Origin of the sequence: Roseivivax lentus, assembly GCF_900156805.1 — a bacterium.
GTDB classification, from domain to species: Bacteria; Pseudomonadota; Alphaproteobacteria; order Rhodobacterales; family Rhodobacteraceae; genus Roseivivax; species Roseivivax lentus.
Genome location: NZ_FTOQ01000006.1, coordinates 39909 through 60940 on the forward strand (window position 1 = coordinate 39909; position 21032 = coordinate 60940).

General features: G+C 67.6%; 21 protein-coding genes. 4 read left to right on the top strand and 17 right to left on the bottom strand.

The genetic code is table 11. The features are described 5' to 3' along the window. Positions 1-7: 7 nt before the first annotated feature. From BW990_RS11570 to pyrC, 7 genes are all read right to left on the bottom strand, one after another. Positions 8-916 carry a DNA repair protein gene (locus BW990_RS11570; protein WP_143526161.1) on the bottom strand — a complete coding sequence of 303 codons (909 nt, stop codon included), beginning with the start codon at positions 914-916 and terminating at the stop codon, positions 8-10. A gap of 170 nt (positions 917-1086) precedes the next feature. After that, positions 1087-1473, bottom strand: a complete 387-nt coding sequence (locus BW990_RS11575; RefSeq protein ID WP_076448205.1) for a hypothetical protein — start codon at positions 1471-1473, stop codon at positions 1087-1089. A gap of 1 nt (position 1474) precedes the next feature. After that, positions 1475-2512: an alanine racemase gene (alr, locus tag BW990_RS11580; RefSeq protein ID WP_076448206.1), complete on the bottom strand. Its 1038-nt coding sequence runs from the start codon at positions 2510-2512 to the stop codon at positions 1475-1477. Positions 2513-2970: 458 nt separating this feature from the next. Next, positions 2971-3372, bottom strand: coding sequence for a VOC family protein (locus BW990_RS11585; RefSeq protein ID WP_076448207.1), 402 nt, complete (start codon positions 3370-3372; stop codon positions 2971-2973). Beyond that, positions 3369-4862, bottom strand: coding sequence for a replicative DNA helicase (locus BW990_RS11590; RefSeq protein ID WP_076448208.1), 1494 nt, complete (start codon positions 4860-4862; stop codon positions 3369-3371). The genes BW990_RS11585 and BW990_RS11590 overlap by 4 nt, the downstream gene beginning before the upstream one ends. Before the next feature lie 221 nt (positions 4863-5083). Continuing rightward, positions 5084-5761, bottom strand: coding sequence for an orotate phosphoribosyltransferase (locus BW990_RS11595; RefSeq protein WP_076448209.1), 678 nt, complete (start codon positions 5759-5761; stop codon positions 5084-5086). Between the two features lie 126 nt (positions 5762-5887). Further along, positions 5888-6922, bottom strand: coding sequence for a dihydroorotase (gene pyrC / locus BW990_RS11600; RefSeq protein ID WP_076448210.1), 1035 nt, complete (start codon positions 6920-6922; stop codon positions 5888-5890). Positions 6923-6937: 15 nt separating this feature from the next. On the opposite strand from pyrC, the gene BW990_RS11605 reads away from it, so the two are divergent. Further along, a complete protein-coding gene (locus BW990_RS11605) occupies positions 6938-7363 on the top strand; it encodes a hypothetical protein (protein WP_143526162.1) in 426 nt (141 codons plus the stop codon). 9 nt (positions 7364-7372) lie between these two features. Here BW990_RS11605 and BW990_RS11610 read toward each other — a convergent pair whose 3' ends face one another. The 6 genes from BW990_RS11610 to BW990_RS11635 form a co-directional block, all read right to left on the bottom strand. Continuing rightward, positions 7373-8374, bottom strand: coding sequence for a phosphoadenosine phosphosulfate reductase (locus BW990_RS11610; RefSeq protein WP_234990236.1), 1002 nt, complete (start codon positions 8372-8374; stop codon positions 7373-7375). Between the two features lie 114 nt (positions 8375-8488). Continuing rightward, on the bottom strand, positions 8489-9538 hold the full coding sequence (locus BW990_RS11615) for a glycosyltransferase family 2 protein (RefSeq protein WP_076448213.1): 1050 nt from the start codon (positions 9536-9538) through the stop codon (positions 8489-8491). A gap of 4 nt (positions 9539-9542) precedes the next feature. Next, the gene (locus tag BW990_RS11620; protein WP_076448214.1) at positions 9543-10235 is read right to left on the bottom strand and encodes an FkbM family methyltransferase; all 693 of its coding nucleotides are present in this window, start codon (positions 10233-10235) and stop codon (positions 9543-9545) included. Positions 10236-10239: 4 nt separating this feature from the next. Then, entirely contained in the window at positions 10240-12615 is a 2376-nt protein-coding gene (locus BW990_RS11625; RefSeq protein WP_076448215.1) for a glycosyltransferase family 2 protein, read from the bottom strand. Next, positions 12612-13241 (bottom strand): sulfotransferase family protein, encoded by a 630-nt coding sequence (locus tag BW990_RS11630; protein ID WP_076448216.1) that lies wholly within the window; start codon positions 13239-13241, stop codon positions 12612-12614. The genes BW990_RS11625 and BW990_RS11630 overlap by 4 nt, the downstream gene beginning before the upstream one ends. Continuing rightward, positions 13238-14269 carry a glycosyltransferase family 2 protein gene (locus tag BW990_RS11635; RefSeq protein ID WP_076448217.1) on the bottom strand — a complete coding sequence of 344 codons (1032 nt, stop codon included), beginning with the start codon at positions 14267-14269 and terminating at the stop codon, positions 13238-13240. The genes BW990_RS11630 and BW990_RS11635 overlap by 4 nt, the downstream gene beginning before the upstream one ends. A gap of 221 nt (positions 14270-14490) precedes the next feature. Between BW990_RS11635 and BW990_RS11640 the strand changes: the two genes are divergently transcribed. Continuing rightward, positions 14491-15399: an AAA family ATPase gene (locus BW990_RS11640; protein WP_076448218.1), complete on the top strand. Its 909-nt coding sequence runs from the start codon at positions 14491-14493 to the stop codon at positions 15397-15399. Positions 15400-15566: 167 nt separating this feature from the next. On the opposite strand, the gene BW990_RS11645 is transcribed toward BW990_RS11640, so the two are convergent. Beyond that, positions 15567-15896: a hypothetical protein gene (locus BW990_RS11645; RefSeq protein ID WP_076448219.1), complete on the bottom strand. Its 330-nt coding sequence runs from the start codon at positions 15894-15896 to the stop codon at positions 15567-15569. Positions 15897-15963: 67 nt separating this feature from the next. On the opposite strand from BW990_RS11645, the gene BW990_RS11650 reads away from it, so the two are divergent. Both BW990_RS11650 and BW990_RS11655 read left to right on the top strand, forming a co-directional pair. Further along, on the top strand, positions 15964-17226 hold the full coding sequence (locus tag BW990_RS11650; protein WP_076448220.1) for a vWA domain-containing protein: 1263 nt from the start codon (positions 15964-15966) through the stop codon (positions 17224-17226). Between the two features lie 142 nt (positions 17227-17368). Beyond that, entirely contained in the window at positions 17369-17797 is a 429-nt protein-coding gene (locus BW990_RS11655) for a DUF4174 domain-containing protein (protein ID WP_234990237.1), read from the top strand. On the opposite strand, the gene purL is transcribed toward BW990_RS11655, so the two are convergent. From purL to BW990_RS11670, 3 genes are all read right to left on the bottom strand, one after another. Beyond that, a complete protein-coding gene (gene purL / locus BW990_RS11660) occupies positions 17794-19953 on the bottom strand; it encodes a phosphoribosylformylglycinamidine synthase subunit PurL (protein ID WP_076448221.1) in 2160 nt (719 codons plus the stop codon). The genes BW990_RS11655 and purL overlap by 4 nt on opposite strands. Before the next feature lie 95 nt (positions 19954-20048). Beyond that, positions 20049-20651: a DUF6151 family protein gene (locus BW990_RS11665; protein ID WP_076448222.1), complete on the bottom strand. Its 603-nt coding sequence runs from the start codon at positions 20649-20651 to the stop codon at positions 20049-20051. Positions 20652-20762: 111 nt separating this feature from the next. After that, entirely contained in the window at positions 20763-20993 is a 231-nt protein-coding gene (locus BW990_RS11670; RefSeq protein ID WP_076448223.1) for a DUF1127 domain-containing protein, read from the bottom strand. Positions 20994-21032: the final 39 nt, after the last annotated feature.

Genomic DNA, 21032 nt, shown 5'->3' on the forward strand with positions numbered 1-21032 from the left:
AAGCCGCCTATTGCGCGGCGCGGCGCGAGAGCAGCTCGACGATGTCGCTGTCATCGGGCCGGGTGGCGCTCCCCGCCGCCTCGGCTTCCTCCGCCACGTCCTCGATCCAGTCGCGCTCGGTGCTGCGCACGGGGGCCGCGTCGGCTTTGGCCGCGCTTCCGGCTTCGGGCCCGGCATCGGCCAGCACGTCGGCCTGATCTTCAGGCAGGGCGTCGGACAGCTCGGGCAGCAAGTCGTTCAGCTCCTCGCAGATCCGCGCAAGCTGGGCCTCGGCGACGGCCTCGTCCATCTCCACGTCCTCGATCCAGCTGCGCAGGGCCACCGCGTGGGATTTCGCCGCGTCGAGCCTGCGGTTGAAATCGTCCACTTCGATCTGCCGCTGGGTCAGGAAATCCGTGGCCCGGCGCACGGCATCGTCGGAATAGACGCGCGCCAGATCGCGCGACAGGTGGCTCATCTGCGCCGCGACCTCGATCACCGGCGCTTCGAGTTCCGCAAGATCGGGATGGTCGCGCAGATAGGCGATCCGCTCGCGCACCGAATCGAATTCGGATTTCATATGGAAGACGCCCTCGCGATCGGCGGCATGGGCGAGGCGATAGGCGCGGGTGACGTCCTCCATGGTGATGTGGAACTTGCGGTGCGAGGTCTCCAGCGCCAGCACCCGCGCATTGCCCGGCAGATATGCCAGAAGCCCGACGATCAGCGCGGTGCCCGCGATCTGCAGCGCCATGCCCGCTTCGGGATAGGCGATACCGCCGAAACTCAGCGTCAGGTCCAGCCAGGGCAGATATCCCAGGGCAGAGCCGAGCGTCGCCGCCGTTGCCAGAAGTCCCAGTGAAATCAGAAGAGCAATAGTGATGAATTGAAATGCGACTCGAATCGCCCAAAGCAGCGAAATACTCACACGTGTCATGTCACGGTCCCCCCCGAGACCCGAAAAAAGAATCGCCCATACAGGCACAATTCCACCATCTTACGGGGAGAAAACGAATTTTGGCCAAAATGTGTCAAAAAAAGTGTGCATTGTCATGAAATGCGAACGAAATCCGCCTGGCGAGGGCATTGTGCGCGCCCGCGCGACAATCACATGAGCGTACTGCCCCAAAGCCCCAGAAAGCCTAGCAAAAACATCACATGCAGCGCGTCGATCCAGCGCCGTGCCCGGGTCGGCACGACGCCCGAGACGAAGAACAGCGCCGAGAGCGCGAGGGGCACGCGCAGCCCCTGTCCGGCGCTCAGCGCATGGGCCATGGGCGCGTACCACGCGGCCTCCTGCAGCCCCAGCGCCGGGGCGAAGGTCGTCAGGATGCACAGCGCGGCCAGCGCGAGAACGGCGGCGGCCACCCAGCGCGCGGCGCCACGGGCGAGGATCACGCGGGTCAGCGCCAGCGCGAAGAGCAGTTCGAAATAGACGAAGCGCTTGACGAAGATCAGCGCGATCAGGGCGGGATCGGGCTCGAACGCGCCCATCTCAGCCGCCGTGATAGCGCCGGGCGTAGCGCGCGCCGAGCGAGGTCAGGATCTCGTAGCCGATCGTGCCCGCCCAATCGGCCAGCGTGTCGATGGATTGATGCCGGCCCAGAAGCTCCACCTGTTCGGGCGGGGCGGCCAGCGCGGTCACGTCGACCGCGATGAGGTCCATCGAGATGCGGCCCAGCACCTTGCAGCGCGTCTCGCCTGCATAGACATGCGCCTCGGGACCCATGGCGCGCAGTACGCCATCCGCATAGCCCGCCGAGATGGTCGCGACGCGGGTCGGTTTGCGCGCGATCCAGCTGTTGCCGTAGCCCACGCTTTCGCCGGGCGCCACGTCGCGCACCTGGATCACCGGGATGTCGAGATAGACCACCGGCCGCGCGTCGATGAAGGGCAGCCCGCCATAAAGGCCGATGCCGGGGCGGGCGAGGTCGAAATGGTAGTCGGGGCCGAGCAGGATGCCGCCGGTCGCGGCCAGCGAGCGGGGCGCGTCGAGCCCGTCGGTCATCTCGCGGAAGGCCGCGCATTGATCGGGGTTCATCGCGTGATCGGGCTCGTCCGAACAGGCCAGGTGGCTCATCACGAGACGCGGGCGCTGGGCCATGGCGATGTCGCGCAGCGCGGCCCATTCCGCCGTCTCCATGCCCAGCCGGTTCATGCCCGAATCGAGCTGGATACCCAGCGGATGGCCGGGCAGAGCCTCCACATGGCGCAGCATCTGGTCGATGGAATTGAGCATCGGCACGAGATCGGCATCGCGCAGCAGCGCCGCATCCCCCGCCATGTGACCCGAGAAGACGCAGATCTCGGGGCCGGGCCCGAGGACCCTGCGCAGCGCCACGCCTTCCTCGGCGATGGCCACGAAGAACCGTCGCGCGCCGGCGCGGGCGAGCACCGGTGCGACCCGCGCCGCATCGAGCCCGTAGGCATCGGCCTTCACCACCGCGGCGGTCTTGCCGGTATTCTGCCGGTCGAGAGCGCGCCAATTGCCGACGATCGCGTCGAGATCGATATTCAGTTCTGCCTGGGCCATGGCCGCTCTTTGACACGGAGAATTTTCAGGTCAAGCCGGATTTGTGTTGGCGGGGCGTCGGCGGGGCGCTGGCGGGGCATCGGCGGGCGCGGCCGGGCCATGCGAAGGCCCCAGCAGGGCCCCGGCGGGCGCGGCTTCGCGCCGCCGCAAGCGGCAGCCCTAAGCCGCGCCCGCCCGCATGGATCATGCGGGCGGTGCCCGTGGCACCGGGGGCGGCCGGGACGGGGTGGCGGAATGCCGGGAGGGTGCGGGATCCCTGCTGAGAAGCGCTTCAGGGGCAGGTCTGCCCTGAAGCGTGCCTTCCCCGAGGATGAGGCCCGCCGGAGCCGCCTCAAGGCCGGGCCGCGCGTGCCGCGCGGTGCCTGCGGCAGCCTTGACCCGGCTCCGGCGGGCGCGCGGGAGGCGAGGCCGGTGCGCGGCCCGGGGCGGGGTCGGGACCTGTCGCGCAGCGCCGCGCGTCAGGGCAGGACCGTCACACCCTTGCCGGGATGCGCGCGGTAATGCGCAAGCCGCGTCTCCAGATCGCCCACATGCAGCTCCAGCCGGTGCCCGTCGGGATCGGCGACGTAAAGCGAGGCGCCTTCGGAGCGGTTCTCCTTCCAGACCGGTGCGGAAGCCCTGAGGCGCCCGGCCAGCGCGTCGAAGGCCGCCTGCGGGACCGAGAAGGCGTAATGGGTGCCGCCCGTGGCGGGCGACGCCGCATCGGAGGCCTCGAGACAGAGCCACAGCGAGCCGAGCTCGAGATAGGCCATGCCGGGCCCCCGGGCGCGCAGCTGGCCGCCGAGGAGGTCGCGGTAGAAGGCGATCGCGCGGTCGAGATCTGAGACCGCCAGCGTCAGGTGATTGAGCCCCGCGATCAAAACCCGCCTTCGGCGTTCTGCCAGGGTTTCACGAGGTTGCCGAAGCGCGTGAACTGGCCCTCGAAGGACAGCTCCACCGTGCCGATGGGCCCGTGCCGCTGCTTGCCGATGATGACCTCGGCGCGTCCATGCAGGCGCTCCATCTCTTCCTGCCAGGCGGCCATCTTGTCGAGGTCGTGATCGCCCGGCTTCTCGCGCTCTTTGTAATATTCCTCGCGGAACACGAACATCACCACGTCCGCGTCCTGTTCAATCGAGCCCGATTCCCTGAGATCCGACAGCTGCGGGCGCTTGTCCTCGCGGCTTTCCACCTGGCGGCTGAGCTGCGACAGCGCGATGACGGGGATTTCCAGCTCCTTGGCGATGGCCTTCAGGCCCATGGAGATCTCGGCGATCTCGTTCACCCGGTTCTGGTCGCCCTTGCCGGTGCCGCGCACCAGCTGCAGGTAGTCGACCATCAGCACATCGAGCCCGTGGGTGCGCTTCAGCCGCCGCGCCCGGGCCGCGAGCTGCGCGATGGGCAGGGCGGGCGTGTCGTCGATGTAAAGCGGGCAGGCCTCGAGGCTCTTCGCGGCCTCCACGAAGCGGCGGAATTCCTCTTCGGTCATGTCGCCGCGGCGGATCTGTTCGGACGGGACCTCGGCGGCCTCGGAGAGGATCCGCGCGGCCAGCTGCTCGGCCGACATCTCGAGCGAGTAGAAGCCCACGACGCCGCCCTCGATGGCGCCCTCGGTGCCGTCCTCGCGGGTGCCGCGCTTGTAGGCCTTGGCGACGTTGTAGGCGATGTTTGTGGCCAGCGACGTCTTGCCCATGGAGGGGCGCCCGGCAAGGATCAGCAGGTCGGATTTGTGCAGCCCGCCCAGCTTCTTGTCGAGATCGACAAGGCCGGTGGAGACGCCCGAGAGCCCGCCCTCGCGCTTGTAGGCGGCATTGGCGACGTTCACCGCGCCGGTGACCGCGCGCAGGAAGGACACGAAGCCGCGCTGCGCCTGGCCCTGTTCGGCCATCTGGTAGAGCGCCTGCTCGGCCTCGATGATCTGCTCGGAGGGCTCCGAGGCCACGTCGACCTTGGCGGCCTTGGCCGAGATGTCCCGCCCCAGCGCGATGAGGTCGCGGCGCACCGCGAGCTCGTAGATCATCTGCGCGTAATCCTTCACCGCGAAGGACGCGATCGCGGCGCCGGCGAGGCGCATCAGGTAGGCCGGGCCGCCGAGCTCCTTCAGGCCCTCATCCTCTTCCATGAAGGCCTTCAGCGTGACCGGCGAGGCGAGGTTGTTCTGCGCGATCCGGGCCGCAGCGACCTCGTAGATGCGGGCATGGACCGGGTCGTAGAAATGCTTGGCGGAGATGATCGCGGCGACGCGGTCATAGATGTCGTTGTTGGTCAGGATCGCGCCCAGAAGCTGCTGCTCGGCCTCGATGGAATGGGGCATGGTGTCGGGCGACTGCACCTCTGCGCCCGTCGCATTGAAGGTTGTGACCTCGTTCATCACCGCTCCGATTCTTTGTGTTTCCTGCTCGCGGGTCTGGTTAGGACAGGGGCATCGAGTCGCGCAAATTGTATGTTTCTGGGGATAAGTCCCGTGCGCGCCGGCCTGTCCCACATGATGGGGCAGGGTGGGCCTGCCCGTCAACATGCGGGGTCAATATCCGATGTGGAATGGCTCTGTTCAGAAAAACCGGACGGCTTGGCGCCGCCTATGCCCGAAGATCAGGCACCCCGTTCGGCCTGCCAGGCGCGCGGGTCGTTGAGGAAGCGCTCGACCTCCTCCAGCGTCTCCGCGTCGAAGGCTTCCCGGCGCTTGGCCTCGGCCAGCACGTCCCACCAGGTGCACAGGTGATGCAGCCGCACGCCATGCGCGCCCAGCGTCTCCAGCGTCTCGGGGAAGATGTCGTAATAGAAGATCACCGCCGTATGCCCGCAGACCGCCCCGGTGTCGCGGATCGCATCGACGAAGGACAGCTTGGAGCCGCCATCGGTGGTCAGGTCCTCGACCAGCAGCACCCGTTGGCCCTCGCTCATCGCGCCCTCGATCCGCGCGTTGCGGCCGTAGCCCTTGGGCTTCTTGCGCACATAGGTCATCGGCAGCGCCATCCGCTCGGCCACCAGCGCGGCGAAGGGGATGCCCGCCGTCTCGCCGCCGGCGATGTTGTCGAAAGCCTCGAGGCCCGCATCGCGCATCACCGTGACGGTCAGGAAATCCATCAGCGTGGAGCGGATGCGCGGAAAGGAAATGAGCTTGCGGCAATCGATATAGGAGGGCGAGGGCAGGCCCGAGGCCAGCGTATAGGGCTCGCGCGTGTTGAAATTCACCGCCTGGATATCGAGCAGCATACCGGCGGTCAGGCGCGCCATCTCTTCGCGGTCGGGGTAGGTGCTGGGGATCATCGGGGGGCCTTTCCTGTCGCGCTGTCCGGGCTTCGGTTACCCCGAAAGCGGCGCGGGGGGAAGGGCGGGCGTTGCGGTCCCGGCCCGCCGCCGGCGCTTTCCGGACAGCGTGCGCGCGGGACCTGCCTAGCCCACCCGCCAATGCAGCGGAAAATCCGGATCGAACACCGTGACCGGCCCGTCGCCGGTCTCGATCTTCTCGGGATAGGCCACCGGATCGCCCTTTTGCAGCGTGATCCGCGCCTCGTTGGGCTCCAGCCCGTAAAAGGCAGGCCCGTTCAGCGACGCGAAGGCCTCGAGCTTGTCGAGCGCTCCGTCCTGTTCGAACACTTCCGCCAGCACCGACATGGTGTTGGTCGCGGTGAAACAGCCCGCGCAGCCGCAGCCCGTCTCCTTCGCGGCATCCACATGCGGCGCGGAATCGGTGCCGAGGAAGAAAGACGCCTCGCCGCTCGTCGCCGCCGCGCGCAGCGCCAGCCGGTGGATTTCGCGCTTGGCGACCGGCAGGCAGTAGTAATGCGGCCGGATGCCGCCCACGAGCAGGTTGTTGCGGTTGATGACGAGGTGATGCGTGGTGATCGTGGCGCCCAGATCGGCGCCGCCCGCGCGCGCATATTCGACGCCCTCGCGGGTGGTGATATGCTCCATCACCACGCGCAGACCCGGCGTCGCCTGCCGCACCGGGTCGAGCACGCGTTCGATGAAGACCTTCTCGCGGTCGAAGATGTCGATCTCGGAATCGGTCACCTCGCCATGCACGCAAAGCGGCAGGCCGATCTCGGCCATCCGCTCCAGCACCGGGCGGACCTTGTCGAAATCCCGCACACCCGAGGCGGAGTTCGTGGTCGCCCCGGCAGGATACAGCTTCACCGCGCGCACGAGCCCGTCCGCATGGGCCTGCGCCACGTCATCCGCATCGGTCTCTTCGGTCAGGTAAAGCGTCATCAAGGGCTCGAACGCGGCCCCCTCGGGCAGGGCGTCGAGGATCCGCGCCCGGTAGGCGGCGGCATCGCGCCCCGTGACCACCGGGGGCACGAGGTTCGGCATGATGATCGCACGGGCGAAATGCCGGGCGGTTTCGGGCAGGACGGCCTTCAGCATCGCGCCGTCGCGCAGATGCAGGTGCCAGTCGTCGGGGCGGCGCAGGGTCAAGCTTTCCATGCCGACCCCGGTAGCATGACCGCCGCGCCCGCGCCAGAGAGTGCCGCGCCGGGGCCCTTGGGCGGCCGCGCGGTGCTGCGCATGATTGAGCCCGACATTGAGCCCGACGGCGGGATCGGGCAGGAAGAGACATACGAACCCCTTCGCACGAAACGGAACGCGATCATGCTCCTCACCTTCTTCGTGGCGATCTGCGCGGGCGCGGCGGTGATGTCGTTGCAGCCGCGCGTGACCGAACTGCTGTGGCAATGGCTCGGAGAGCGGCATCTGCCCGACGAGGCGGGCCGCCGGGTCATCTCCTTCGCGATCGCGCTGGCCATCGCCGTGGCGATCCTCTGGCTGCTCAATGTCCGGGCCAGCCCGATGGCGCTTCTGGCGGGCGGGCTGGTGGGCCATTTCCAGCAGCCATTGCGCGAGATCATCCTCGCGCGCCGGAAGTAACGCCGGGGGCTATTCCGCGGCGGTCTGGCCGTCGGGGCCGATATCGGCTGCGTCCTCCGCCGCGTGCCCGGCCTCGGCTTCCGCCTCTGCCGTCTCGATCCGGCGCAGGGCACGCAGGCGCCGGCGGAAGCGCGGCGCGCTCTTGCGGCTGGCCACGTTGGCGCAGAGAAGCCGCGTCAACTCCAGCCGCTCATCGGCCTCGACCCGGGCCAGTAGGCGGCGCAGATAGGGGCCGTAGTCGCGCCGGGCCCGCATCATCCGCGCGAAGGACAGCGCGTCGAGCGTGCCGTCCGCGGCCTGTCGCAGCACCGGGCCCAGAAGCTCCATGTCGATGAGCGCGGTCTGCAGCGTCGCGCCCATGAACGGCATCGGCAGGCGCGTCACGCCCTCCCGGTGAAACAGCGCCGCATGCATGGCATCGAGCGTCTCGCGCGGATCGACCAGCACATAGGCCCGGAGTGCGGCATCCAGCATGTCGGGCGCGTAGCCGTAGCGGTCGGTGAAATCCATCCGCCGGTACTCGGTGAAGCGCTCGTCCCAGTTCGTCAGCCGCGGATCGAGCGTTGCCTGCGGTTGCGCCGCGACCACCACGGCGCCCGGCGCGCTGACCGAGAACGCCGCTGCCGCGTAGCCGCAGGGGCCCGCGCCGTAGAACACCACCCGGTCGAAATCGTCGAAGAACCCGTCATCGGTCAGCTGGTCGAAAAAGCCGAAGACCGCGCCGTCGCGAAACCAGGTGTCGTTCTTCGAGACCACCGACAGCAGCGACCAATCCTCCGCCTCGGCCACCGGCAGCGCGATGGGCCGCGCCTTTTCGTCGAGCGCGGTGATGCCTGCGAAGCTTTCGAAACTGACCAGAAGCGTATCGCCGCGTTCGTCGAACAGCGCATGGTGGCGCGCGCCCAGCGGCTCGAAGAAGCCGGTCTCTTCGCCGATCTCCTCAAGCCGCGCGCGCCATGCGCCATAGTCGAGCTCCGAAAGCTCGATATCCCATGCGGTCTCAGTCGGCATGATGCCACCCATAATCGAATCCCGGCGCAAGGATACGCGCCGTGTCTTGGAAACAATGCCCTCTCATTTTGACGAAAATGCGCCTGATGCGCGGAAATTCAAAGGGGGTCGCGGTCACGTGTCGGCGGATTGCGCCGCCCGGAGCCCGTAGGACTTGAGAAATTGCGCGGCATCTTGGTCCAGCGGGCGCGATCCGGGCGTGGTCATCAGCCGCCCCATCAGCGCGCGGTAGGGCTCCTCCAGCATCAGCGAATCGAACCGCGCGCGGCGCCACGCGACCGCGTCGTCATGCAGCGCGGCCAGCGTCGGATCGGCCGCGAAGGCCGCCCTGTGCACCGCCGCCCGCGCCGTGAGCGGCGCGATGCTGCGGTCCTCCTCGATGTTGAAGTTCCGCTCCACCCAGTAATCCAGCCCCAACAAGTGATCGGAATGCACCGCCCGTCCGCGCGCGGCCTTCAACACGTATTCCTCCATCGAGCCCAGGGGATAATGGTTGAGCTGCGCCATCGCGCCATTGTCCTGCCCGAAATTCGAAAAGATGCGCCGGGTGCGGAATTGCGCGTCGAGTTCGCGCCCCGACCCGTCGAACCAGCGCGCCGCCTCGGCCCGCGCCGGGCGCGGATCGCGGGGGCGGTGCACGCCGGGTTTCCGGTAGGTGCCGTCGTTGCGGTAGAGCGTCTTGAACATCGCCGCGCGCCACGGCCAATGCATGACCTGCGGCGCGGCGCGGGTGAAGCGCTCGGGCACCGGCGCGGGATCGTAGCGCACCTGTCCGCCGCAGCCGAACAGCCGCCAGGTCAGGGTGATCGCCTGTGCCTCGGGCAGGGCCGCGATCAGCGCGGGCAGCGTCCGGTCGCCCACATGCACGTTGACGAACTCGTCCACATCGAGCGGCAAAATCCAGTCCGCCGCCCTGGTGACGGGCTGTTTCGCGGCATCCTTCAGCGCGGTGAACTGGATGCCGCCCTTGTCGTAGGGGCCGGGATTGGGCCGATGCGTGACGTGCCCCAATGCCGCCATCCGGTCGAGCATCGCATCGGTGCCGTCTTCGCAATCGTTCGAATAGGCCAGCACATGGCCGATCCCCGCCGCCTGCGCATGCGCCAGCCAGTCGAGCAGATAGGCCGCTTCGTTTCGGACGCAGAGGATCGCAAGGATATTCAACGCCCTAGAAGCCTTTCTTGAAGCAGACGACCTTGGCGTGGCTGACCTTCGGGAAATAGGTCAGACCGGCGCGGTGGAAGGCGTCGAACACCGCCTGCACGCCCGCCTGGCCGATCCATTGCGGGTGCAGTTCGACCACCGCCGCGCGCAGATGGCTCAGATCCGCCGCCGGCAGCAAGCTCGCCTCCGCGCCCTCGATATCGCAGACGAGGAAGGTGGGTTTCAGCCGCGCCGTCACCTCCTGGATATCCATCTGCGGCACCTGCACGACCTCTTCGATAGTGTCGGGATCGTCCTCGCGGCAGAGCGACGAGGCCAGGAAATCGCGCCGGATATAGAAGGGCACCGCATCGCCGCCGCCATCGGACAAGACCGCGTTCCGCGCCTCGATCTCGCTGCGGTCGTTCAGCGCGTGCACCTGGCGGATGAAGGGCAGGAGGCGCGGATTGGCCTCGTAGGTCTCGATCGCCTCGAGCGGACGGCGCCGCGCCATCAGCGTCGACATGTAGCCGATGCCCGATCCCAGCTCGAGAACCCGGTCGTCCCGGCGCAGCAGCTGGATCACGGCGCGGGTTTCCTTGTCCTCGTAACCCTCTGATTTCAGGGCGCGCTCCGTGCGCCTGTCGATGAAATCCGGGTTCCGGGGAAAGCGCAGACCGTTCGGTGTCTCGAAGGTCTCGGTCGCGGCGATATCCATCCTGTCAGCTCTCCATATCCAGCGCCAGCGCATAGGCGACGCGTTCGGTTTCCGTCAGCTCCAGCCGCAGCGCCTGCTGATAGAGGTCCTCGAATTCCGGCATGCCGTGCAGCTCCGCGGCCTTGGCCCGGTGCCAGGCGAGGCCCTGTTCGTGCAGGCGCTTCAGGTCGGGATCGGCCAGAAGCCGGTCGTATTCTGCGCGCAGCCGCGGCACGTTGCGCTTGATCGTGATATCGCGCGCGCCCGACCAATCCATCCGGATCCAGTAGTTCAGCCCGATGGAGCGATCCACATGCAGCGCGCGTCCGCGCTGGCGCTTGATGAGGAAGCTTTCCGCCGACCGCAGCGCATAATGATTGAGCTGCAAAAGGTCGTAACCAATGGATTTTTTCGAAGACCGCCAACCGTTGGTCAGCGCCTCGCCGGTCATGTCCTGCCCCGATCCGTTGACCCAGCGCACGCGCGTCTCCGCACCCTCCACCAGCTTGTTCGGCCGGTGGCAGGAGATCTTCTGATAGGCGCCGATATTGCGGAACATCGTCTTGTAGCCCCAGACCGTGTGCGGCTTCGGGCAATAGCGCGGGGCGCATTGGTCGAACTGCTCGATCACGAATTCATCCGACAGGCGCGTCACCCCCGAATGCCCGAAAAGCCGCCATGTCATCGCGACATTCGTGGCTTCGGGCACCCGCGCGAGGAAATCGTCGAGCGTGCCGTTGCCGCAGCGCACGTTGATGAACTCGTCCACGTCGATATGGATGATCCACTCGGCCTGCCGGATCACCGGCTCCTTCAGCGCGAGGTTGAGCGCGTGCTGCTGCGGCGACTTGCCTTTCCAGTCGTCGTTGTTGCGGTGGTGCACGATGCCAAGCGCATCGAGCCGATCGAGGATTTCACTCGTCCCGTCCTCGCAACCGTTTGTATAGATGAGAAAAGTATCGACGCCGATGGCCCTGTGATAGGCCACCCATTCGAGGATATAGGGCGCCTCGTTCTTCATGCAGCCGACGATGACGCGGCCCGTCTGTCCCTCGGGCAGGTGACGCTCCGGCATCTCCGGGAAGGCGGCGGCCAGCTCTTCCTCGTTGACGCGGCCAAGCTTGTTGTGCGGGGCGAAGGGCGAGTTCTTCAGCTGCGCGAATTTCTGTTTCGCCAGCGGCGGCATCACCGCCTTGGCGGCAGTGGTCAGCCCGTCTTCCGGCACCGGGCCGGTGACCGGGGCCGCGCTCGGCAGGCCGACCTCGAGTTGGGCCAGCTCCGCGGCCTTGCTTTCGCGTTCCTCCTTCGCGGCCTGGTCGATGCGCCAGCGCGCGGCCATCAGGTATTGCGTCGCGCGGAAACCCATCTCCGGATCGGCCTCTGTCCAGGGCTCCGACTGCACGGGCGGGATCAGCGGCGCGAAACCGAGGCCCGGATGCTGTTCCTGCAACACTTTCATGTCGTCCTGGAAGCGACTGGAAACGCTGAACAATGCACCTGTATTGACCGGCGGGCCGTCCCGCTTCATCTCCATCACCAGCCTGCGCCAGAGCGGGCGTCCGAGGACCGTCTCGGGCTTCTGCAAGAGCCGCAGCACCACGTCGTTGAACATTCGGGCCCGGGTCAGCCAGACCTCGGGCGGGGCCGCGGGCGGCGCCATCGCCTCGGCGCGCCCGAAGGTTGCCTCGATCCCGAACGCCGCGCGCAACGCTTCCGTCGCGCGCTCCGACCAGAGCGCGTCGGGATCGAGCCCCCAGAGCCGCGTCGCCCCGGACCCGAACGTCCCGTCCCATTCTGCGACAAACCGTTTCAGATCAAGCCAGTAGGGCGCCCCCTGCACGTCGGCGAAGACGCCCTGTTCCGGCGCCGGTGCGGGTCGCGTGGCCAGCGCCGCCTCCCACCAGCTTTCCGCGTCCACCAGACCCAATTCCTGTGACAGCGGCACCGCGCGCCCCTCGATCACCTGCGCGGCGTAGGCGCGCGTCAGCATCCGCGCTGGGTCGTCCACCTGCGCCAGCACGGTGATATCGTCCGAGATCGGCAGCAGCAGGTCGCGCAGACGGGCGCGTTCGCTTTCGGATGTCAGCGCCGATCCCAGCTGGTGACAGGACAGGATCAGCAGGTCGGGCGCGACCCGCTCCGCTTCCGCGCGCAACGCCGCGGCCACCTCGTCGCGCAGCGCCGCCTGTTTCTCCGGCAGGGTGAAACCCCGGTTGAAGCGCAGGGTATCGACCGCATCCGGGTCGCTCACCGCCATGAAAAGCCGCGTGTGGTTCTTGGCGCCGGGCGAGCGAGCATAAAGCACGCCCTTGCCCGCCAATTGCTCACGCTTGTCGTTGAAGATGCGCTGGATACGTTCGGAGGATTGCGCTTCCGGCCCGATATGCAGGACGATCCTCACGAGGCCGCCTCCGGGGCGCGTTCGTTGGCGTGGCCCCACCACGGCAGATCGCGCCCGATGAATTCTCCAATCTTCGCAGGCGCGTCCGGGTCGGAGATCATGTATTCCATGAAGTCCGCGCGCCCCGCGAACGCCGCGCGCAGATAGGCGTAATGGCCCGCGACCCAGCGTTCCAGTTCATGCGCCTCCTGGCCGAAGCCCTCGGGCAGGCCCGGGATCGCGTTCTTGGGCAGCCGCCCGGTGCCCAGGTTCCGCCAGGCCATCATCGAGCCCACGATCGCCTCGGGCGGGCGGTAGGACAGCAGGAATTTCGTGCCGGGATGGTGCGCGGCGATGGCCGAGAGCAGGCCGAAATCGAACTGCGGCCAGTAATTCGCACCGCCGCCGATGGCGCTGATCTCCGAAAAGGCATCGAACTCGCCCATCGCGGCCAGGGGATCGCCGGTGGCGAAATAGGCGTCATAGAGGCACTTGCCGACGAATTCGTCCTTGAGCGCGTCATGCTCGCTTTGACCGGGCCGGATCTTCCAGTCCGCCACGTTCAGCCCCGCGCGCCTCAGCGCCTTGCCCAGCGTCGTCGTGCCCGATTTCGGCAGGCCCAGATTGACCACGCGCAGGCGGCTCATGACGCGAGCCCCAGTTCCTGCATCAGCTCGTATTCGCCGGGCGGATAGGGCGGCAGCGCCTTCAGATGCGCGTACATGTCCGCATAGGCGTCCTGCGCCATCAACGCGTCGCGCTTGGCGATATGGGCGGCGACGCAGGCCGCATGCAGCGCGCCCAGCTCCGGATCGGCCTTGAGTGCCGCGAGCGCGCCCTCGAGCGCGGGCAGGTAGCGCTGGATCGACGGGTCATGCCAGGCGGGGTCGTTGCGTTCGCGCCAATAGGTGTCGTCGAAGGCGCGGTTCTCGCGGTTCACGTCGCCCCGGTCGTTCTTCACGAGGTAGCTGTCGAGCGAGCGCAGCGCGTAATGGTTGAGCGTGGCGAAATCGCGCGCGCCCGAAGCCGGGAACTTGCGGATGCGGCGCGGATTGTCCGCCATCAGGAACTTGCGCGGCACCTTGCGCCCCGATCCGTCGGTCCAGGCGGGATAGTTATGCGTCTCCACCCGCTTGTTGAAAAAGGGCCGGTGCGCGCCGTAATATTGCAGCGGAAAATCCTGCCGCACCAAGGACTTGACCTCGATCGCGCTTTCGCCGCACCACAGGTCCGGATTGTGGCTGCGGGTGAATTGCGCGATCACCGGCCGGTCCTCGAAGGCGGTCACGCCGTCATTGGCGAAGAACTGGAAGGTCACCGAGATGGCGCCCGGATCGCCGCAGGCCGCGACCAGCGCGGGGATGGTGTGATCGCCCACATGGATGTTGAGAAACTCGTCCACATCCGCGATCCAGACCCAGTCGGCGGCCTTCACCACGCTCTGATGCGCCGCGTCCTTCAGCGCCTCCATCTGGTAATTGCGCCCCTCGGCGGGGTTCGGCAGATGGATGACGCCGCCGCGCGCCTCCAGCGCATCGAGCAGCGCGTCGGTCCCGTCGGTGCAATCGTTGGAATAGAACAGGAAGTCGGTGACGCCGAGCAGCCGGTGGAAGGCGACCCATTCCAGCAGGAACGGCCCTTCGTTCTTCACGCATGTCACCGCGGTTATCCGCATGACCGCGCGCCCTTGCCGCTGCCGCCCATTCGCCCCGATCCTTGCCCGCTCCGTCGGTGCCCGTCTACCGCGGGACCGTTTCTTTTGCCTGAACATAGGCCAGGGCCGGGAATCGCGTCAATTCCACATCTCCCGGCGGGTGCACGAGTGCGACCTATGCGCTATTGATTCCCCGGGGCGATCCGGGCCCTCTGGCCGGACATCACGCGCGGGGAGGCGACATGACGACACCGGCATCCATCGACGAGGTCCAGACCATGCTGGGCGGGGCGGGCTATGTCTGCGGGCGCGCGCTGGCGACCGTGGTCTTCCTGTCACTCAAACTGGGCCGGCCCCTGTTTCTCGAAGGAGAGGCCGGCGTCGGCAAGACCGAGATCGCCAAGGCCTTGTCCGCCTGCCTCGGGCGCAAGCTCATCCGGCTGCAATGCTACGAGGGGCTCGACGCCTCCTCGGCGGTCTACGAATGGAACTTCCCGGCCCAGATGATCGCGATCCGCACCGCCGAGGCCGAGGGCAATGCCGACCGCGACATCCTCAACCGCGAGCTTTTCAGCCCCGACTACCTGATCGAGCGCCCGCTTCTCGAGGCGATGCGCCCCGACGAGAACGGCGCGCCGATCCTGCTGATCGACGAGCTCGACCGCACCGACGAACCCTTCGAGGCGTTCCTCCTCGAGGCGCTGTCGGATTTCCAGGTCACCATCCCCGAGCTTGGCACGATCAAGGCGCCCGAGCCGCCCATCGTGATCCTGACCTCGAACCGCACCCGCGAGGTGCATGACGCGCTGAAGCGCCGCTGCCTCTATCACTGGGTCGATTACCCGACCTTCGCGCGCGAGGTGGAGATCCTGAACGCCCAGGCGCCGGGCCTCTCCGAGGCGCTCTCGCGCGAGGTGGTGGCCTTCGTCCAGCGCCTGCGCACCGAGGATATCTTCAAGAAACCGGGCGTGGCCGAGACCATCGACTGGGCCAAGTGCCTGCTCGCGCTCGACGTGATCGACCTCTCGCCCGAGGTGATCTCCGACACGCTGGGCGCGATCCTGAAATACCAGGACGACATCCAGAAGCTGCAGGGCTCGGAGGCCAAGAAGATCCTCGACGATGCGCGGGCCAGCGTGGTGAACGCGTGAGGGGGTGCCCAATTGCGGCGCGCGCGCGGGTCGGCCTGCGGGTTGTTTGCGTATTTTCGAAGAGGTAAGGCAGCATGCGCGCGCCCCTGTCTTGCTTCTTGCCAAATACGCGGACGCTACCCGTGCCCCATGCGCGGCGCCGGGGTGACTCGGGTCCGGGAGCGGGCCTAGCGCCCGGCGCGGTGCAGATCCGCAAGCCGCGTCACGGGCCGCAGATCGGCCGTCCCGCGCGGCTTGATCGCGCCGAACATCTTCGTCAAAGCGCCGCGCCGCTCCGGCCAGTCGAGATGCAGCGTCGCGAAGGGCGCCTCCCATCCGGTGATCGCAAGCACCACGTCGTCGCCGTCATCGGAGCGCCCGATCACGTCGAACCGGTGATCCGACAGCGCGTGCATGCCGTCGATTTCGCGGAAGATCTCGGATTTGAGCGCGCGCGCCTCGATGGCATGCAGCCCGTGCCAGCCCAGTGGCCAGCGATGGTTTTGTCCCTGTTCCATACGCGCAGCATAGCACGAAACGCTGCCGCGACGGATCGTTTTTCGGGCCCCGGCAGAGGGTGCCGGGATGGTTGAATACGCCCCGCTCGAATTGCCCGACAACCCGCGCCTTGCGCAGAACGTCATCCATTTCGCCCGCGCCCTGCGCAAGGCGGGGCTGCCGGTGGGGCCGGGCCGGGTGATCGACGCCATCCGCGCGGTCGAGGCGGCGGGCTTCACCGAGCGGTCCGATTTCTTCTGGACGCTGCATGCCTGCTTCGTCTCGCGCCCGGAACACCGCGCGGTCTTCGCGCAGATCTTCCGGCTCTACTGGCGCGATCCGCGCTATCTCGAACACATGATGTCGATGATGATCCCGGCGATCCGCGGCGTGCAGGAAGAACGCCACGCCCAGGCCGCCGAGAAGCGCGCGGCGGAATCGCTCCTGGACGGGTTGCAGCCCGACCTGCCCGAGCCCCCCGAGCCGAAGGAGGAAGAGGTCCGGATCGAGATCGACGCCTCCCAGACCATGTCCGAGAAAGAGCGGCTGCGCAGTCTCGATTTCGAACAGATGTCCAATGCCGAGATCGCCGAGGCCAAGCGCATGCTCGCCAAGCTCAGCCTGCCGGTGAAACCCATCCAGTCGCGCCGCAGGATGGCCGCGACCCTCGGCACCCATGCCGATTGGCGCCGCACCATGCGCGCGGCGATGCGCCAGGGCGGCGAGATCCGCAGTTTTGCGAAAACAAAGCGGCGCCCGCGCTGGCCGAACCTCGTGGTACTTTGCGATATCTCGGGTTCCATGAGCCAGTACAGCCGGATGGTGCTGCATTTCCTCCATGCGGTCGCGAACGAGAAGGGCGCGGGCTGGGCGCGCGTCCATGCCTTCACATTCGGCACGCGGCTGACGAACATCACCCGGCATCTGGCGACGCGCGATGTCGACCAGGCGCTGAAGGCCGCAGGCGCCGAGGCGCAGGATTGGGAAGGCGGCACCCGGATCGGGCAATGCCTGCACGCCTTCAACCGCGACTGGTCGCGGCGCGTCATGGGGCAGGGCGCGGTGGTGCTGCTGATCACCGACGGGCTCGACCGCGATCCCGAGGAAGGGCTGGCGCGCGAGATGGAGCGGCTGCACCTTTCCTCGCGCCGTCTCATCTGGCTCAACCCGCTGCTGCGCTGGGACGGTTTCGCGCCCAAGGCCCGCGGCATCCGCGCCATGCTGCCCCATGTGGACAGTTTCCGCGCGGGCCATTCGATCCAGACGCTGGAGGAGCTGGCGCTGGCGATCTCGCAGCCCGACGATCCGGGGGAGAAGGACCGCCTGATGCGGGCGATTGCCGAGGGCTGAGCCATTGTCTCGCGATGCCGCGGGGTGGCCGGCCGAAGAATTGCGTTTATCTGGAAAGGTGAAGGGCAGGGGCGGCGCTTCGCGTGGCGGGCTCCGGGCGGGCCGGACGCGCCGGAGCCGCAGTGCCGAAAGGAGGGCATCCATGATCGGATCGAGACACCTGGCCGGAGCGGTCTTCATGGCCGCGGGCCTGGGCGGGGGCGCGGAGGCTGCGGAGTTCCGCCCGCTTGACCCGGGGCGGGCCGATTTCGCCGACCTGCGCTGGCAGGCCCGCATCGTCGTGGTGCTGGCCGATGATGCGGCGGACGCGGCCTTTTGCGATCAGATGGCGCGCCTGCGTTCCGCCGGGGCGGGCCTTGCCGAGCGCGACATCATCGTCTTCACCGATACCGATCCCGCCACGCGCGGGCCGCTCGGGACGCGGCTCTCCGATGGTCCGTTCACCGCACTGCTGATCGGCAAGGATGGCGGCACCAAGCGGCGCGAAAGCGCGCCGCTTGCGATCGACGATCTCTTCGCCACCATCGACGCCATGCCCATGCGGCGGCGCGAAATGCAGGGCGGCGACTAGCCGAAGGTCTCCGCGAAGGCGCCGCGATAAAGCGCCGAAAGCTCCGCCAGCGGCGCCTCGGAGCCGTCCAGGCGCACCGTGTCGCCCTTGAACTTGCCCACCGTGCGGATCGCGACGCCGGCTTTCGACGCCTCGGCCATCAGCCATTCGGCGCAGTCGAAATTGCAGCTGACGAGGTAGCGGCCCTGATCCTCGCCGAAGAGCGTCGCGGTGTCGTCGCTGTCGAGCACGACGCCCACGCCCGCGGCTTCCGCCATGGTGAAGGCCGCATAGGCCAGCCCGCCATCGGAGATGTCCTGGCAGGCGCGGATATAGTCGCGCTGCGCGCGGATGAAGTCGCCATTGCGCCGTTCGGCCTCCAGGTCCACCGCGGGCGCGTCGCCGTCGGTGCGGTTGAAGACCTCCGCCAGAAGCGCCGACTGGCCGAGATGCCCCGACGCCTCGCCCACCATCAAGAGCACATGGCCGTCGCGCGGCTGGCCCAGGATCGGCGTCTCGCCCGCGGCGATGAGACCCACCGCGCCGATGGTCGGGGTGGGCAGGATGCCGGTGCCGTCGGTTTCGTTGTAAAGCGACACGTTGCCCGACACGATGGGCATGTCGAGCGCCGCGCAGGCCGCCCCGATGCCCTTGATGGCCCCGACGAACTGACCCATGATCTCGGGCTTCTCGGGATTGCCGAAATTGAGATTGTCGGTCGTGGCCAGCGGCTTGGCGCCCACCGCGCAGAGGTTCCGGTAAGCCTCGGCCACCGCCTGCTTGCCGCCCTCTTCGGGGTTTGCCGCCACGTAGCGCGGGGTCACGTCCGAGGTGAAGGCGAGCATCTTGTCTGTGCCGTGCACCCGGATCACGCCCGCGCCGTAGCCCGGCCCCTTGACCGTATCGGCCATGACCTGGCTGTCATATTGCTCGTAGAGCCAGTTCTTGGCGCTGTAATTGGGGCAGCGCAGCAGGGCCTTCAGCCCGTCGATCGGATCGACCTGCGGCACCTCCTCGAGGGGCGCCGCGGGCGGGGTCTCGACCCAGGGCCGGTCATATTCCGGCGCGTTGCCCGAAAGCGCCTTCAAGGGCAGATCGGCCTTCACCTCGCCGTTCAGCACGATCAGGAAGCGGTCCTCGGGGATGGTCTCGCCGACGATGGCGAAATCCAGATCCCACTTGTCGAAGACCGCGCGCGCGGCGGCCTCCTTCTCGGGGTCCAGAACCATGAGCATCCGCTCTTGAGACTCAGAGAGCATCATCTCATAGGCGGTCATGCCCGGCTCGCGCGTCGGCACCTTTTCCAGATCGAGCCGCACGCCCAGATCGCCCTTGTCGCCCATCTCGACCGCCGAACAGGTCAGGCCCGCGGCCCCCATGTCCTGGATCGAGATCACGGCGCCGGTCTGCATCAGCTCGAGGCAGGCCTCCATCAGCCGCTTCTCGGTGAAGGGATCGCCCACCTGCACCGTGGGGCGCTTTTCCTCGATCGACTCGTCGAATTCCGCCGAGGCCATGGTCGCGCCGCCGACGCCGTCGCGGCCGGTCTTGGCCCCGAGATAGACCACTGGACGGCCGACGCCGCTCGCTGCGGAATAGAAGATCTTGTCGGCATCCGCGAGGCCCGCGGCGAAGGCATTGACCAGGCAATTGCCGTTATAGGCCGGATCGAAGCGGGTCTCGCCGCCGACGGTCGGCACGCCGAAGGCGTTGCCGTAGCCGCCGATGCCCTCCACGACGCCATGCACGAGCTGGCGGGTCTTCGGATGGGCCACCTCGCCGAACGAGAGCGCGTTCATCGCCGCCACGGGCCGCGCGCCCATGGTGAAGACGTCGCGCAGGATGCCGCCCACGCCGGTCGCGGCGCCCTGGTAAGGCTCGATGTAGGAGGGGTGGTTGTGGCTCTCCATCTTGAAGACCACCGCCTGGCCGTCGCCGATATCGACCACACCCGCATTCTCGCCCGGCCCGCAGATGACCTGCGGTCCCTCGGTGGGCAGGGTGCGCAGCCATTTCTTCGAGGATTTGTAGGAACAATGCTCGTTCCACATGGCCGAGAAGATGCCGAGCTCGGTGAAGGTCGGTTCGCGTCCGATGATCTCGAGGATGCGCTCGTATTCGTCGGGCTTGATGCCGTGGGCAGCGATCAGGTCGGGCGTGATGGCCGGTTCTTGCATGCGCGGGAACTCCGGGAGGACAGGCTTCGCCGCTCTCTAAGCCAAGCGTCCCGGCAAGTGAAGGGGCCGCGCGCCACGGTTCGGCGCGCGGGGCCTCAGATCACCGCCTCGCGGTCTTCCCGGCTCAGCAGCTCCGGCGCGACCCGCAGATGCCCGGCCTCGAAGAAGGGCGATGCGGTCCGCCCGGTCAGCTTGCCCAGGAGGCCGCGCCCGATCACGCCCCAGCCGACCCGCGCCATGCCGCGCTGTTTCACCGGGCTGAGGGCGGTCTCGGTGAAGGCATGGTTGCGGCTGGGGCCGAAGACCTCGGTATCGGGGGGCAGGATGACGCCGACGAAGGGCAGGGCGGCGGTAGCGATGGTGTTGGCGACCGGCGTGTTGCAGCAATCGACATACCAGCGCACCACGCCCTTCGGGGTCATGCGAAAGGATTTCAGCCGCCGCGTGCCGCGGATCATGCGGAAATTGTCCGGCAGGGTCTGGAAGATCAGCGTGCCGCCCTCGGGGTTGAGCCGCGTCTCCGCCAGCCCTAGGTGCTTCATCGCCCCCTGACAGGAGCGGCAATAGCAGCACACGAGCGTGCCGGGCGTGGCATCGACCACTTCCCAATAACACTCGCCGCATTGGCAGGTTTGCGAAAAGACCGACATGGGCGTCACCCGAAAAAGGGAATGTGTGTAATGGGTCCATTGTGCCATCGCGGCGGGTCCCTGCCAAGAAACAAGAAAAAGGGGCCGCCCGCAGGCGGCCCATTAGGGAGAGATCCGGCAGGCCGGGATACCAGGGGCCGGCCGGAGATCGGGCAAGGCTCAGCCCTGCCAGAACCGGCGCTGCGCCTCGGTCCGGGCGGTGTGGCGATCGAGGCCGATATCGCGCAGCAGGTGATCGTCGAGAAGTGCGAGCTGGCGGCGGGAGCGGCTGCGCGCGGTCCATTTCGTCAGCACCACGGCGGCCTTCAGCGCGATCCCGGCGGCCACGCCGAGGCGGGGCGCGTCTGCGAGATAGGCGAGGTGGGCGGCATGCGGGGCTGCGATGGACATGGGTCTTCTCCTTGAATGCGTGTCCAGGTTCAAAAGGTC

Coding starts and splice junctions, on each gene's coding strand:
- BW990_RS11590 (WP_076448208.1), bottom strand. CDS start 4,862: ATGAACGAGGTCACAACCTTCAATGCGACGGGCGCAGAGGTGCAGTCG.
- BW990_RS11595 (WP_076448209.1), bottom strand. CDS start 5,761: ATGATCCCCAGCACCTACCCCGACCGCGAAGAGATGGCGCGCCTGACC.
- BW990_RS11655 (WP_234990237.1), top strand. CDS start 17,369: ATGATCGGATCGAGACACCTGGCCGGAGCGGTCTTCATGGCCGCGGGC.
- BW990_RS11610 (WP_234990236.1), bottom strand. CDS start 8,374: ATGCCGACTGAGACCGCATGGGATATCGAGCTTTCGGAGCTCGACTAT.
- BW990_RS11620 (WP_076448214.1), bottom strand. CDS start 10,235: ATGGATATCGCCGCGACCGAGACCTTCGAGACACCGAACGGTCTGCGC.
- BW990_RS11570 (WP_143526161.1), bottom strand. CDS start 916: ATGACACGTGTGAGTATTTCGCTGCTTTGGGCGATTCGAGTCGCATTT.
- BW990_RS11630 (WP_076448216.1), bottom strand. CDS start 13,241: ATGAGCCGCCTGCGCGTGGTCAATCTGGGCCTGCCGAAATCGGGCACG.
- BW990_RS11650 (WP_076448220.1), top strand. CDS start 15,964: ATGGTTGAATACGCCCCGCTCGAATTGCCCGACAACCCGCGCCTTGCG.
- alr (WP_076448206.1), bottom strand. CDS start 2,512: ATGGCCCAGGCAGAACTGAATATCGATCTCGACGCGATCGTCGGCAAT.
- BW990_RS11665 (WP_076448222.1), bottom strand. CDS start 20,651: ATGGCACAATGGACCCATTACACACATTCCCTTTTTCGGGTGACGCCC.
- purL (WP_076448221.1), bottom strand. CDS start 19,953: ATGCAAGAACCGGCCATCACGCCCGACCTGATCGCTGCCCACGGCATC.
- pyrC (WP_076448210.1), bottom strand. CDS start 6,922: ATGGAAAGCTTGACCCTGCGCCGCCCCGACGACTGGCACCTGCATCTG.
- BW990_RS11645 (WP_076448219.1), bottom strand. CDS start 15,896: ATGGAACAGGGACAAAACCATCGCTGGCCACTGGGCTGGCACGGGCTG.
- BW990_RS11635 (WP_076448217.1), bottom strand. CDS start 14,269: ATGCGGATAACCGCGGTGACATGCGTGAAGAACGAAGGGCCGTTCCTG.
- BW990_RS11640 (WP_076448218.1), top strand. CDS start 14,491: ATGACGACACCGGCATCCATCGACGAGGTCCAGACCATGCTGGGCGGG.
- BW990_RS11670 (WP_076448223.1), bottom strand. CDS start 20,993: ATGTCCATCGCAGCCCCGCATGCCGCCCACCTCGCCTATCTCGCAGAC.
- BW990_RS11605 (WP_143526162.1), top strand. CDS start 6,938: ATGACCGCCGCGCCCGCGCCAGAGAGTGCCGCGCCGGGGCCCTTGGGC.
- BW990_RS11575 (WP_076448205.1), bottom strand. CDS start 1,473: ATGGGCGCGTTCGAGCCCGATCCCGCCCTGATCGCGCTGATCTTCGTC.